The organism is Hydrogenobacter thermophilus TK-6, assembly GCF_000010785.1.
Lineage (GTDB): Bacteria > Aquificota > Aquificia > Aquificales > Aquificaceae > Hydrogenobacter > Hydrogenobacter thermophilus.
Map to the genome: position 1 here is coordinate 919,709 of NC_013799.1, position 12,668 is coordinate 932,376.

12 protein-coding genes and 2 tRNA genes are annotated in these 12,668 nt (G+C 45.9%); 4 read left to right on the top strand and 10 right to left on the bottom strand.

The features are described from left to right. Together hypA and hypF are read left to right on the top strand one after the other, a co-directional pair. Complete coding sequence (gene hypA / locus HTH_RS05070) at positions 1–357, top strand: hydrogenase maturation nickel metallochaperone HypA (RefSeq protein WP_012963645.1); 357 nt, start codon at positions 1–3, stop codon at positions 355–357. Then, positions 347–2,575 (top strand): carbamoyltransferase HypF, encoded by a 2,229-nt coding sequence (hypF, locus tag HTH_RS05075; protein WP_012963646.1) that lies wholly within the window; start codon positions 347–349, stop codon positions 2,573–2,575. The genes hypA and hypF overlap by 11 nt, the downstream gene beginning before the upstream one ends. Here hypF and HTH_RS05080 read toward each other — a convergent pair. Genes HTH_RS05080 through HTH_RS05105 form a run of 6 tightly spaced genes read right to left on the bottom strand, consistent with a single transcriptional unit; the run spans position 2,560 to position 7,373 of the window. Continuing rightward, positions 2,560–2,937, bottom strand: a complete 378-nt coding sequence (locus HTH_RS05080) for a hydrogenase expression/formation protein (protein ID WP_012963647.1) — start codon at positions 2,935–2,937, stop codon at positions 2,560–2,562. The two genes, hypF and HTH_RS05080, sit on opposite strands and share 16 nt — an antisense overlap. Further along, positions 2,928–3,239 carry a thioredoxin family protein gene (locus HTH_RS05085; protein ID WP_012963648.1) on the bottom strand — a complete coding sequence of 104 codons (312 nt, stop codon included), beginning with the start codon at positions 3,237–3,239 and terminating at the stop codon, positions 2,928–2,930. Before HTH_RS05085 ends, HTH_RS05080 begins: the two co-directional genes overlap by 10 nt. Next, on the bottom strand, positions 3,211–3,702 hold the full coding sequence (locus HTH_RS05090; protein ID WP_012963649.1) for a HyaD/HybD family hydrogenase maturation endopeptidase: 492 nt from the start codon (positions 3,700–3,702) through the stop codon (positions 3,211–3,213). Before HTH_RS05090 ends, HTH_RS05085 begins: the two co-directional genes overlap by 29 nt. Continuing rightward, on the bottom strand, positions 3,702–4,400 hold the full coding sequence (cybH, locus tag HTH_RS05095; RefSeq protein WP_012963650.1) for a Ni/Fe-hydrogenase, b-type cytochrome subunit: 699 nt from the start codon (positions 4,398–4,400) through the stop codon (positions 3,702–3,704). The genes HTH_RS05090 and cybH overlap by 1 nt, the downstream gene beginning before the upstream one ends. Positions 4,401–4,413: 13 nt before the next feature. Further along, positions 4,414–6,315 (bottom strand): nickel-dependent hydrogenase large subunit, encoded by a 1,902-nt coding sequence (locus HTH_RS05100; protein ID WP_012963651.1) that lies wholly within the window; start codon positions 6,313–6,315, stop codon positions 4,414–4,416. A gap of 2 nt (positions 6,316–6,317) precedes the next feature. Continuing rightward, the gene (locus tag HTH_RS05105) at positions 6,318–7,373 is read right to left on the bottom strand and encodes a hydrogenase small subunit (protein WP_012963652.1); all 1,056 of its coding nucleotides are present in this window, start codon (positions 7,371–7,373) and stop codon (positions 6,318–6,320) included. Positions 7,374–7,591: 218 nt separating this feature from the next. Between HTH_RS05105 and gap the strand changes: the two genes are divergently transcribed. Beyond that, complete coding sequence (gene gap, locus HTH_RS05110) at positions 7,592–8,611, top strand: type I glyceraldehyde-3-phosphate dehydrogenase (protein WP_012963653.1); 1,020 nt, start codon at positions 7,592–7,594, stop codon at positions 8,609–8,611. A 3-nt stretch (positions 8,612–8,614) separates the two neighbouring features. Then, positions 8,615–8,687: transfer RNA gene (locus tag HTH_RS05115), tRNA-Pro, on the top strand. A gap of 113 nt (positions 8,688–8,800) precedes the next feature. On the opposite strand, the gene HTH_RS05120 is transcribed toward HTH_RS05115, so the two are convergent. The 4 genes from HTH_RS05120 to HTH_RS05135 all read right to left on the bottom strand — a co-directional run bounded on the left by HTH_RS05120 (position 8,801) and on the right by HTH_RS05135 (position 12,247). After that, positions 8,801–8,873: transfer RNA gene (locus HTH_RS05120), tRNA-Pro, on the bottom strand. A gap of 4 nt (positions 8,874–8,877) precedes the next feature. Next, complete coding sequence (locus HTH_RS05125) at positions 8,878–9,180, bottom strand: HU family DNA-binding protein (protein ID WP_012963654.1); 303 nt, start codon at positions 9,178–9,180, stop codon at positions 8,878–8,880. A gap of 1 nt (position 9,181) precedes the next feature. After that, complete coding sequence (locus tag HTH_RS05130) at positions 9,182–10,768, bottom strand: S1 RNA-binding domain-containing protein (RefSeq protein ID WP_012963655.1); 1,587 nt, start codon at positions 10,766–10,768, stop codon at positions 9,182–9,184. Between the two features lie 36 nt (positions 10,769–10,804). Then, positions 10,805–12,247 carry an RtcB family protein gene (locus tag HTH_RS05135; protein ID WP_012963656.1) on the bottom strand — a complete coding sequence of 481 codons (1,443 nt, stop codon included), beginning with the start codon at positions 12,245–12,247 and terminating at the stop codon, positions 10,805–10,807. Positions 12,248–12,668: the final 421 nt, after the last annotated feature.

Below are 12,668 nucleotides of genomic sequence, written 5' to 3' on the forward strand. Positions count from 1 at the left end.
ATGCACGAGTTTTCGGTAGTTCAGAGCCTTATGGAGCTTATAGAGAGGTACGCACAGGAGAACAACGCAAGGAAAGTTACGAAGGTCGTTTTAAGCATAGGCGTGCTATCAGGTATAGAACCACACCTTCTTGAGCTTGCCTTTAACACCTTTAAAGAAGGGACCATAGCGGAAGAAGCTTCATTGGTAGTTGAGATAGAAAAGTTAAAGATTAGATGTCAGGAGTGTGGCAGGGAGAGCGAGAAGGAGGAGCTTAACCTTCTGTGTCCCCTCTGCGGTTCTCTGAGCGCGCAGATAGTTGCAGGTCAGGATATGCTTCTCAAGAGCTTAGAGCTGGAGTGCAATAATGAGGCTTAAGATAAGCCTTAAGGGTGCGGTGCAAGGTGTGGGTTTCAGACCCTTTGTCTTTCGCCTTGCCACTGAGCTTGGGCTTAAAGGATGGGTGATAAATGACTCTTCGGGTGTTGAGATAGAGGTTGAAGGTGAAGAGAAAGCTTTACAGAAATTTCTGCTTAGACTAAATGCGGAGAAACCACCTTTGGCACATATATACTCGCAGGATGTTGAATACCTTATGGATGTGGGATACGCAACCTTTGAGATAAGGGAGAGCAGAGGTGAAGGAAGAAAAGAGGTCCTGGTACTACCAGATATAGCTACCTGTGAGGAGTGCCTGAGAGAGCTTTTTGACCCAAAAGATAGGAGGTACCTTTACCCCTTTATAAACTGTACCAACTGCGGACCAAGGTTTACCATAATTGAGAAGCTCCCTTACGACAGACCCCACACCACCATGAAAACTTTTGAAATGTGTCCCATCTGTAAAGAAGAGTATAAAAACCCAGCCAACAGAAGATTTCATGCCCAGCCTAATGCCTGTCCCGTGTGCGGACCTTGGGTGAGCCTTTACACCAGCGAAGGAATCCTTAAGGCTGATAGAGATAAAGCATTAAAGCTCGTTGCCAAAGCTCTAAAAGATGGTCTGATAGTTGCAGTAAAAGGCATTGGTGGATTCCATCTTATGTGCGATGCCACCAACGAGGAGGCGGTAAGACTTCTGAGAGAGAGAAAAAGAAGGTCAGAAAAGCCCTTTGCGGTCATGTTCAGAGATTTAGAGCAGGTGAGTGTGTATGCAGAGCCAACGGAGTTAGAGCGTGCCCTCCTGCTTTCTCCCGAAAGACCTATAGTTTTAGTGAGGAAACGAAGGGATCTTGCATCATCTGTGGCGCCTGGACTAAAAAGAATAGGAGCTTTTCTACCTTATTCACCTCTTCACCACATTATCTTGAGAAGCGTTGATTTCCCGGTGGTAGCTACATCAGGCAATCTGTCCGACGAGCCTATAGTTAAGGACAATGCGGAGGCGATACAAAAGCTCTCCTCCTTTGCGCACATGATTCTGCTCCACAACAGGGATATAAAGCGAAGATGCGATGACTCGGTGGTGAAGGTAATAGGCGGAGTGCCTGTACCCATAAGAAGGTCAAGGGGATACGCACCCATGCCTGCAAAGCTCCCCTTTAAACTAAGCAGGAAGGTCTTAGCCCTCGGTGGTATGCTGAAAAACACCTTTGCCATAGGCTTTGAAGATACCGTTATAATCAGTCAGCACATTGGTGATGTGGAGAACTTAGAAACTCTCAGAAGCTTTGAAGAGATGGTCTTTGACCTTATGGAACTCTACGAGTTTGAGCCTGAGCTTGTAGTGTGCGACCTGCACCCCCGGTACGAAACCACCAGATGGGGGGAAGTCTTTGCTCAGAGCAGGGGAATACCCCTGATAAAACTTCAGCATCACTACACCCACATACTTTCATGCATGGCGGAAAGGGGTTTGAAGGAAAGGGTTTTAGGAGTGGCCTGGGATGGTACGGGTTATGGTGAGGATGGTACTCTGTGGGGTGGAGAGTTTATGGTCTGTGATTATAGAGGATACGACAGGGTTTTTTACATAAAGCCTTTCAGGCTCATAGGCGGTGAGAGGGCAGTGAAGGAACCGAGGAGGGTAGCTCTGTCCTTACTCTTTGAAATGTATGGCAAGTCCGCTTCTGACTTAAACAACGAAACGGTAAGGTCTTTTACCCAAGACGAGCTTAAAAACCTTTACATTGCTTGGTCCAAAGGCATAAACTCTCCCTACTCAAGCTCTGTGGGAAGACTCTTTGACGCGGTTGCTTCGCTCATCGGTATAAGACAGAAGCTTTCTTACGAGGGTCAGGGAGCTATGATACTGGAAGACCTTTACGACCCTTTGGTGAAGGACCACTACGCTTTTGCGTTGGAAGACAAACACATAGACTGGAGACCTATGTTTTACGAGCTTCTGGAGGATAGGGAGAAAGAAAAGGTACCGTCAAGGTTTATAAACACGCTGGCAAAGATGTGTCTTGAGGTGGTTCTCAGGATAGGGGTAGAAAAGGTTTGTTTATCGGGAGGCGTTATGCAAAACGACCCATTAGTGAGCAAAATCAGAGAGTTTTTAGAAAAAGAGAACTTTAAGGTTTATACGCACCAGAAAGTGCCTCCCAACGACGGAGGTTTATCCTTAGGTCAGGCGGTTTACGCGTCCCTCTGAAGCAAAACCTTTAACCTCTCTTCCAGCAGTCTTATAGATTCTTCTATGTCTTCTCTTTGGGAGGATGCCATGTGTGGAAAGGTGGTTATCTCAATGGTTTCTAAGATGGGCTTGTTATCTCTGTCAAAAAATACACCTATCCATACACCGTACACACCCGTTTCTCTCCACTCCGCAGGCTGGGTTTTGGACTCAAGCCTTATTTTCACCTGACCCTCACCCAGAACGTCCAGTATAGCCAGCCTGTCCTCTTCCGTAAGGGGTATCTTGTTTATGTAGATGATGTGTTCTTCACCTTTCTGGTAGAGGTCTTTAAGGGCTTGAAGTATTTCATTTAGTATGGCAGGGGCATTCATAAGCATGATAGAGCCTCCACATACTCGTTCCAAGCCTTTATACCTTCAAGCTTTGAGACTTCTACGCCTTCTTTGAAAAGAACCAGGGAGGGGAGCTTGTACCTTCTTAAAATCTCCGGATGTTCGTCAGCATTTATAGAATAAAACTCCACCTTACTGTCGAAGGCTCTTTCCAGCTCAGGCACCACCACTTGAGTATCAAAAAGCTCCCTCAGAGTATCCTTCTTTGATTCGGAATATACATACAGGGCGAGAGTTTTACCCTCCGCAAGCATACTTTCAAGCTCTCGTATGCTCAAGCTCCTCATACTCTATTCCCCAATCCTCAAGCTGTTTTAAGACTTCTTCTATAAGAAGATGCAACCTCTCTTTGACTGTGGTGGAAAGCTCAAGGGAAATGTTCAGGCTTTCCGGCTCCATACCTACGAGGACTATCTCTTTGGGTCTCTTCCCAAGAAGGACTGCGAGTGCCAGAATTTCCTGAAAGCCAAGCTCATGAGCGGAGACCTTCCTCTTAAAGTATGCTTTCACCTCTTCATCATTGAATTTGTAAAGGGTGCCGGGGGGATTGCCCCCAAGCACAGCATCAATTACCAGAAGCCTCTCAAAGCCTTCCATAAAGTAAAGCAGGTCCATACCCAAGGTGCCACCATCCATAAGCTCAACATACGGGGGAAACTTAAACCTGCTCTTTAGCTCCTCCACAGCTCTCACTCCCAAGCCCTCATCCGAAAGGAGAATGTTCCCTATACCAAGCAGAAGGGTTCTCATCACTCCACATCCTTTATGTCCACAGGCTCCTTCTCAAACACCTTATAACCGCTGAACATGGAGGATAGCTCACCATTCTTCTTGATGGCTTCTTCTCTGACCACAAAGTAAACATGAAGCACCGCAAAGATGATTATAAGCCAGGCGACCCAGTGGTGCCACATATGCACCATAAACTCACCGCCAAGAAATCCCAAAATCCATCCAAAGAGGGAAGGCCAAAAGCCACCGGGTTTAGACATGCCATACATGGCAAAGCCTGTCATTATCATAAAGAGGATCATAAGATAAACAAGGGGGTAGAAAGTCCTCGCACAGGCGTTCCTTACATATTCATGACCTTCCGCATCCCTCATTACAAAGATGTACTTTAAGGTGATCTCCCTTAGACCTGTCCAGTAATCTCTTCTCCAGATGGTAGGAAACAGCAACCTATCCCTCTTGCTAAAGATAGCTATGATGATTCTGAAGATAAAAGCAGCAAGGAGGACATAACCCGCTATAAAGTGTATCTTCCTGATGAAGTCCATAGTTATACCTTCTCTGTAAGCGTAAGTCGCCTCCACACCCACCGGACCTAAAAAGAAGGGATTGCCTATGTAAAGTCCAGTGAAGAAGAGAACCATTATGGCAAGAAAGTTTACCCAGTGCCATACTCTCAAGCCTGGACTGAATATGTATATCTTCCTTGCATTCATGACTTGACCTCCTTCAGTAGCAAATGTTAGCTCCCTGCACCTTGACCTGCACTATCTCTTCCCCTTCAGTGTTGTAAAGGTGTGTGGAACATGCCAGACATGGGTCAAAGGAGTGTACGCCTCTTAGCACCTCAAGGGGTTTATCCACTACTTTGACGGGCGTATCCTTCATGCACTCCTCAAAAGCGCCCTGTCCTCCCATAGGGTCTCTCGCTCCGCCGTTCCATGTTGTGGGAACGACACACTGGTAATTGTGTATTTTACCGTCCTTAATAATCACCCAGTGACCCAAGGCACCCCTTGGTGCATCCGTTATACCAACACCCTTTGCCTCCTTTGGCCATGTGGATGGGTCCCACTTTTCCATGTTGGCAACTGCAGTGTCCCCCGCCTTTATGTTATCGTAGAGCTTCTTGAGAAAGTAGAGGTTTGCGGAAGCACCCAGCTGTGCCTCAAGTCCCCTTGCCGCAGTTCTTCCAACAGTTGTAGGTAGCCAGACATGGGGAGGTAGGTCAAGCACCTTAGAAATGAGGTCTATCTGCCTTACCACCATCTCATCCATCCAGCTTGGCTTTATGTGACCCTGCTTCACAGCAGTGTATACTACTATGTACCTTGCCAGAGGTCCCACCTCGCAGGGCTTTCCTCTCCACCTGGGTGACTTTATCCAGGAGTACTTACCTTTCTCATCAAGATACTTCCACTGGGTTTTTGTACCTTCCTTCGGACCCGTATAGTTGGGCTCTGTTATGCCCTCCCACGGGTGAAGCCCCTTGCTCTCGTCCGGATACCTGTACCAGGAATGAGCCACATACTCCTGTATTACATTTGGGTCTGCAAAGTCCTTCCCCACCATAGGGTAATACTTAGCCTTGTCAATGCCTTCCGCAAAGTCCTCCACAACCCCGTTGCAGTGGTAAAGTATTTTGCTGTGATAATCTCCTGTTTTTATACCCTTGTAAGGTTCATCGGGAAACTCGCCGTAGCCAAGGACTCTTTTCTTTGCCAGACCACCACCGTAAACCTGACCTTTCTGCACGTATATCTGTCCTATGGCTAAGAGGTCAATAAGGTAGAAGAGGTTAACAGCTTCTACCTGCGTGTATATGGCATCTTCAACCACCGCGAGCCTTTCTGCGTTTACAGGAGCGTTCATATCATTCATGGATATGGAGCATGTCATACCTCCCACCAGGTAGTGGGGGTGAGGGTTTTTGCCACCGAATACCACCTGAGGGATGAAAAGCTCTCTCTGAACATCAAGCATGTTAAGGTAGTGAGCTACAGCCATGAGGTGCACTTCCGGTGGTAGGAGTTTGTAATCGGGATGGTCCCACCAGTGGGCAGCAAAGATGCCAAGCTGTCCGCTCTCCACTATCTTCTTTATCTTCTCCTGAAAAGCTCTGTAGTATCCTGGGGTAGCCTTTGGAAACTTTCTTGGGTAGGCTCTGTGTCCTATGGGATCTGGCACAAGTTCCGCTATGGCTCCGTACTTTTCCAGCAGCTGGTTCTGCAAGACCGCAGTCTGTACGGGGTCTGCCTTCAGTGCTTCCACAGGAGATACCCAGTCAAGAGCGTGAAGGTGGTAAAAGTGCACCAAGTGATCGTGAGTTTGCAAAGAGCCGTACATTATGTTCCTTATGTAGTTGGCATTTTTGGGAATTTGGATCTCAAGAGCATCCTCTATGCACCTTACAGAGGCATGAGCATGAATGGATGTGCAAACACCGCATATTCTCTGAGCAAAAGCCCACGCATCCCTTGGGTCTCTTCCTCGCAGGATGAGTTCAATACCTCTCCACATGGTACCCGAGGATACAGCATCTTGAACCTTGCCTGTCTTTTCGTCAACTATCAGCTCAATCCTCAGGTGACCTTCAATTCTGGTTACCGGGTCAACAACCACCCTTGCCATGTTTACTTACCTCCTTTATTCCTAATTTTGGAGATTACACCGTGAGCAACAGCACCGGCTGCAGCAGCTGCAACAGCTACCGCTCCCACCTTGTCCGGGCTTGCTTCTACGCTCGGCAGGGGTATGGTGGTAAGTCTCTGATAGAAGGGACTCTTATCCCAAAAGTCCTCCTCCGCACAGCCTATGCAACCATGTCCCGCCTGAATGGGATAAGAAAGCCCGTTGTACCAGCGTATATTACCGCAGGAGTTGTAAGTGGTTGGTCCTCTGCACCCTACCTTGTAAAGGCACCAACCTTTTTTGGCTCCGTCGTCGTCAAACCTTTCCACAAACTGACCTGCGTTGAAGAAGGCTCTCCTGTAGCACGTATCGTGTATCCTGTTACCGTAAAACTGCTTAGGTCTTCCCTGAGAATCCAAAGGTGGTATAGCATCAAAGAGAACCATGTACATAATAACACCCGTCATAACCTCCGCTATGGGGGGACATCCTGGAACTTTTATGATGGGTTTGTCGGTTATGACCTTGTGTATAGGGACGGCGGTGGTTGGATTGGGCTTTGCCGCCTGAACGCATCCCCAACTGGCGCAAGAACCCCAAGCGATGACAGCCTTTGCACCTTTGGCAGATTCTTTGAGATTCTCAAGGAAAGCCTTTCCTCCCACCACACAGTACATACCGTCCTGACCCAAAGGTGGATTTCCCTCAACAGCAAGAATGTAATTTCCCCAGTACTTTTTTATGACCTCCTCCCTGTGCTTTTCAAGGGCTTCTCCCGCTGCAGCAGACAGCGTATCATCGTACTCAAGAGATATCATGGAAAGCACCACATCCGAAGCAAGAGGGGTAGCGGACCTTATAAAAGATTCGGAGCAGCAAGTACACTCAAGCCCATGTATCCAAAGAACCGGTACCCGTGGCTTTGTTTCCAAAGCTCTCACCACCTGAGGTATCATGGATGGAGAAAGACCCATTATGCCTGTTATAGTAGTTGCAAACTTTAAAAAGTCCCGTCTACTGACACCGTGCCTTTTAAAGGCTTCCCAAAAGGTCTCCATTGCTCTACCTCCTTAATTGAATATTCGTTCAATAATATGATGAAACACAGATTAATTTTTGTCAAGTAAAAAAGTCTTATAGTGTATATAAGGAAAACTTATAATAGCTAATAGCGGATCATGCTACATATTGGCAAGAAGAGAAGGCTTTTGGTAGATAGGGTAATTTAGCCTTGCTCTATGGCTAATTTCTCACCCAGCGTATTATAATTAATTCTATGAGCGTAAGAGTGGGTATAAACGGCTTTGGTAGGATAGGAAGGTCCTTTCTGAGAGCGTGTTACGGAAGAGAAGATATACAGATAGTGGCTGTTAACGACCTTACAGATACGAAAACCTTAGCTCATCTTCTCAAGTACGACTCGGTGCACGGTCCTTTTTTGGGGCATGTAAGCGCAGATGACAATACCATATATGTTGATGGTAATAAGATAAAGGTTTTCTCTCAGAGGGATCCTTCCCAGATACCTTGGGGAGATGTGGGTGTGGACATAGTGGTAGAATCAACAGGGATGTTCACGAGTAGAGAGAAGGCACAGCTTCACCTCAGAGATACTGTAAAAAAAGTCATCATATCCGCACCAGCCAAAGACCCAGATATAACTATTGTATTGGGAGTAAATGAGGAAGCATACGACCCGGAAAACCACAGGATCATATCCAATGCATCCTGCACCACCAACTGCCTCGCACCTACTCTGAAGGTACTTCAGAAAAACTTTGGAGTAAAGTACGGCTACATGGTAACGGTTCACGCCTACACCAACGACCAGAGAGTTTTGGACCTGCCTCATAAAGACCTAAGAAGAGCAAGAGCTGCGGCAATAAACATAATACCAACCACAACAGGTGCAGCTAAAGCTATAGGTGATGTGATCCCAGAGCTTAAGGGTAAGCTTGACGGCACTGCAAGGAGAGTGCCAGTTTCTGATGGGTCTCTCATAGACCTCACAGTAATAGTAGAGAAAAAGCCTTCGGATGCCAAAGAGGTAAACCTCGCTTTCAAAGAAGCATCGGAAAACGAATTAAAGGACATACTTCAGTACACAGAAGAACCCATAGTCTCTCAGGATATAATAGGGAATCCTCATTCGGCTATATTTGATGCCGGCCTTACTCAAGTTATAGAGGACATGGTACATGTAGTTGCTTGGTATGACAATGAATGGGGATATTCGTGCAGACTCAGGGATCTTGTAGCTTATATCTGGCAGAGGGAGGAGGTACTAAAGACTTAAACTCGGGGTGTAGCTCAGGTGGCAGAGCGCTGGCTTTGGGAGCCAGAAGTCGCAGGTTCGAGTCCTGCCACCCCGATGATACCATAAGGGAGAAAATATCCTTCAAAAAACAGGCGATGCTGTAAGGTTTCAGTCCGAGGTTGGAAATGCGAAAGCTTTGTATTTCTTTAATCTTTTAATCATAGAAAATCGGGGTGACGGGACTTGAACCCGTGACCTCTGGCCCCCCATGCCAGCGCGCTTCCACCTGCGCCACACCCCGTTAGCTAAATTTTACATCTTTTGGCAAGCAGATTCAACTCGGTGGTGAGTTTTTTGCTTGGTTTAAGCTGGACGGTGCGCTTAGGATGTATTACTCTCATCTCACCAGTCCTTGGGTTTCTACCCCTCCTGCCCTTTGTATGCCTTACTCTGAAGGTGCCAAATCCCGAAATTTTCACCTCTTGACCTTCCACAAGAGCCTGATTTATTTGATCAAAGATATAATTAATTATGCTGTAAAGAGTTTTTTTTGAGAGACCACTATTGCCATCTTTCCAAAGATCATCAACTATACTTTTTCTTGTCATCTCACAGTTTCATCTTTTTCTTGAGTATGTCACCCAAGGTGAAGCCGCTCTCGGATCCTGTACTGATGACCTCCTCCTTTTTTTCCTCCTTCTCCTCCTTCATGCTCAGCGTTATTCTCCCTTCCTCTGGAGCTATCTCAAGTATTTTTACCTCTACCTGCATACCCTCTTTTAGGTCGGTGCCTTTTGGTATCTCAGATAGGGGTAAAAGACCATCTACACCTTCCGGAAACTCAAGAAAGACACCAAAGGGATGGGATGATTTAACTTTTAGCGTTACCTTTTGACCTACTGTGTAGTTTTTGGTTATAAGCTCCCAAGGATTGGGCGTAAGTTGCTTTAGTCCTAACTTTATGAATTTTCCTTCCAAGGCAAGAACAGCAAATTCTCGCTCCTGGCCTTCCTTTAACACTTCCTCAACTCTCCCAGGTTTTACCCACGAGAGATCACTCCTATGCACTATGCCCTTTACACCATTACCCAGGTCCACCAGAGCTTTTGCCCCCTCTATGCGTTCTACTCTACCTTTCACCCTGCTACCTGCAGGATGATCTTTGAAGAACTCCTCCCAAGGTTTTGGCAATGCCCTCTTTACGCTTAAGATGAGCCTTCTCCTTGATGGCTCAAACTCAAGCACCTTGACTTTTACCTCAGACCCTTTTCTGTAGCTTATACTTCCATCGTAAGATATCTCCTCCTTGGGTACAAAGCCTTCTACACCTTCCTGCAGTTCCACCAGCATGCCTTTGTCCGAAATCTCCACCACCCTGGCAGAGAGTGTATCTCCTTTGTTTATCTTGTCCCCTATCTTATCCCAAGGGTTTTCCTTCATCTCTCTTAGGCTCACAAATATGAACTCTCCGTCTTTGGGTATGCGTTTTACCTTTACTCTGAGTTTTTCGTCTATTTCTGCGTAGTTGTAAGGGTTTTTATCCCTACCCCAAGAAAGCTCCTCTTTGGGAAGAAAGGCACGCAGAACCCCTTGAACAAGCAGTGTTATGCCCTTCTCGGGGTCTATTTTTATCACTCTACCTTCTACCACTTCACCCACTTTGAGCTTTGCTATCAATCTCTCTTTTTTCCTTTTCTCCTGCTGTGCCAGGTAAGCTCGCTGGGATACTTTCAGCTTTATACCTTCTTTCGTGCTTTGAAAATCCGTTATCTTTACCACCACCTTTGAGCCTTCTCTGAGCTTTCTACCTGCTTCACCCAGAGGCATAAAGGCAGTGATACCATTGATGTCAACTGTGTAACCCTCCTCCGTCTTATCCTTTATCCTCCCAGTAAGGAACCTTCCCTTCTCGTAAGCAGAACGCAAAAAGTGAATGTATCTCTCCTCTATATACTTCCTGTATGAGAGGATAGGGGAACCCCCTCTTGATATCTTGGTTACCACAGCCTTTATCTCGTCTCCCTCCTTTGCGTCCGGAATTTCCTCCCTTGGAATTATCCCCTCCACCTTGTAACCTACATCCACATATATGTTCCTTTCGTCCACCTTTATAACCTTACATCGTATGATCTCCCCCCTTCTTATCTCTCTTGCCTCTTCAAGACTTTTCTCAAGCAGTTTCTCAAATTCGCCCATAAGGTCCTCCAGAAGCTTATATTATAATACCAAAAATCAACCTTTCAAAGTCCCCAGTGGTTTGAACCTCGCCACAAGCTTAGCTATACCAAGCTCATGCACAACTCTCACAACTTCTGTTACATCTTTGTATGCTTGGGGCACTTCTTCCATTACTGTACCTTTCCCTCTGGCTACCACCACAAGACCTTCAAGTACCTTCTCTATACCCTCCCTCTTCACATACTCTTTGGCTTTCGTACGAGACATGAGCCGTCCAGCTCCGTGACAAGCGCTTCCAAAGCTTATTTCCATGCTCTTGTGCGTACCTACCAGAAGGAAGGAATATCTCCCTACATCACCGGGAATTAAAACGGGCTGACCTATGTCTCTGTATGCTGGGGGCACATCTGGATTGTATGGTGGAAAGGCTCTTGTTGCGCCTTTTCTATGGATCAAAAGTTCCTTATCTTTACCATCAATGGTGTACTTTTCTATCTTTCCTATGTTGTGAGCAAGGTCATATATGACTCGGTAACCGAGCTCTTCCCAAGATATACCTAAAAATCTTCTTATGACATCTGCGGTGATAAAGCCCAGTATCTGTCTGTTGGCAAAAGCATAATTTGCCGCCGCATTCATAGCTTTAAAGTAGTCCTGTCCCTCTTTTGACTTGAAGGGCATGCAGGCGAGCTGCATATCCGGTATTTCTATGCGATATTTCTCAAGAGCATCCTTGGCAACCTTGAGATAATCAACGCATACCTGATGTCCAAACCCCCTTGAACCTGAGTGTACCATAATGGTTATCTGTCCCTTGCCAAGTCCTAGCCTTTTAGCTATCTGCTCATCGTATATCTCGTCAACAGTTTGCACCTCAACAAAGTGATTTCCAGAGCCAACAGTACCAAGCTCCTCAGAACCTCTCTCGTAAGCAAAGTTTGAAACCTTATCAGGATCCGCATTAGCAAGCGTGCCAGAGCTCTCTATGTGCAGAAGGTCTTCTTCAAGACCAAAGCCGTGCTCGACAGCCCATCTTGCACCTTTTATGGCAACCTCTTTGAGTTGTTCTTTTGATAGCTTCAGCCTTCCTGTTGAACCAACCCCTGCCGGCACTTTACTTAGTATCTCTTTCATAAGCTCCTGTCTGATAGGTTTTATCCTCTCCTCAGAAAGATGAGTAGCTATGAGCCTTACGCCACAATTAATATCGTAGCCTATGGATCCCGGACTTATAACACCTTCATCCGTGTTGACTCCCATAACACCACCTACAGGAAAGCCATAACCTACATGAACATCTGGCATAACATATATAGCTTTTTCAACACCTGGGAGGGTTGCCGCATTAGCAGCCTGTCTTATGGCATCCTCTTCAAGATGTTCAAAGAGTTTATCACTCAAGTAAAAGTAAACGGGGACGCGTTGACCCTTTACAGTGTTTTCGCTCAGAACATAAACATAATCAGAAAGGCGAAGGAGGTTATCTTTCAAGCCCATATACTTAAAATTATAGCCCTTCTCTGTATCTTCAATAGTATTATTAATTAAGATCTAATCATACGCCGGGTGAGAAATTAGGCGCATGTCAGAACCTCCCTTTTTCTAAAGAAACTATAACCCAAAGCATAAGCATATAAGTAGGTCAAAAGCGTAATTCTCCTGCTCTCACATCCTTGGGTTTCTTCTATGAGTTGCATAACTGGGAAGAGTTTGTTAGAGACTACTGTTTGGCAATTCTGATTTTCTCACTCAGCATATATCCATGGCTATTATAAAAATATAGTAAACACCAGATGAGAAGTTCAAAGAACATAACAAGGAAACTGTAAAGCTCTATGGTTGTAACCTTCTTAATGCCCAATTTCTTACCTAACACAAAATGTGTCCAATTAATAGACATATATTGTCACAAAATGTT

Coding starts and splice junctions, on each gene's coding strand:
- hypA (WP_012963645.1), top strand. CDS start 1: ATGCACGAGTTTTCGGTAGTTCAGAGCCTTATGGAGCTTATAGAGAGG.
- hypF (WP_012963646.1), top strand. CDS start 347: ATGAGGCTTAAGATAAGCCTTAAGGGTGCGGTGCAAGGTGTGGGTTTC.
- HTH_RS05080 (WP_012963647.1), bottom strand. CDS start 2,937: ATGCTTATGAATGCCCCTGCCATACTAAATGAAATACTTCAAGCCCTT.
- HTH_RS05085 (WP_012963648.1), bottom strand. CDS start 3,239: ATGAGGAGCTTGAGCATACGAGAGCTTGAAAGTATGCTTGCGGAGGGT.
- HTH_RS05090 (WP_012963649.1), bottom strand. CDS start 3,702: ATGAGAACCCTTCTGCTTGGTATAGGGAACATTCTCCTTTCGGATGAG.
- cybH (WP_012963650.1), bottom strand. CDS start 4,400: ATGAATGCAAGGAAGATATACATATTCAGTCCAGGCTTGAGAGTATGG.
- HTH_RS05100 (WP_012963651.1), bottom strand. CDS start 6,315: ATGGCAAGGGTGGTTGTTGACCCGGTAACCAGAATTGAAGGTCACCTG.
- HTH_RS05105 (WP_012963652.1), bottom strand. CDS start 7,373: ATGGAGACCTTTTGGGAAGCCTTTAAAAGGCACGGTGTCAGTAGACGG.
- gap (WP_012963653.1), top strand. CDS start 7,592: ATGAGCGTAAGAGTGGGTATAAACGGCTTTGGTAGGATAGGAAGGTCC.
- HTH_RS05125 (WP_012963654.1), bottom strand. CDS start 9,180: ATGACAAGAAAAAGTATAGTTGATGATCTTTGGAAAGATGGCAATAGT.
- HTH_RS05130 (WP_012963655.1), bottom strand. CDS start 10,768: ATGGGCGAATTTGAGAAACTGCTTGAGAAAAGTCTTGAAGAGGCAAGA.
- HTH_RS05135 (WP_012963656.1), bottom strand. CDS start 12,247: ATGGGCTTGAAAGATAACCTCCTTCGCCTTTCTGATTATGTTTATGTT.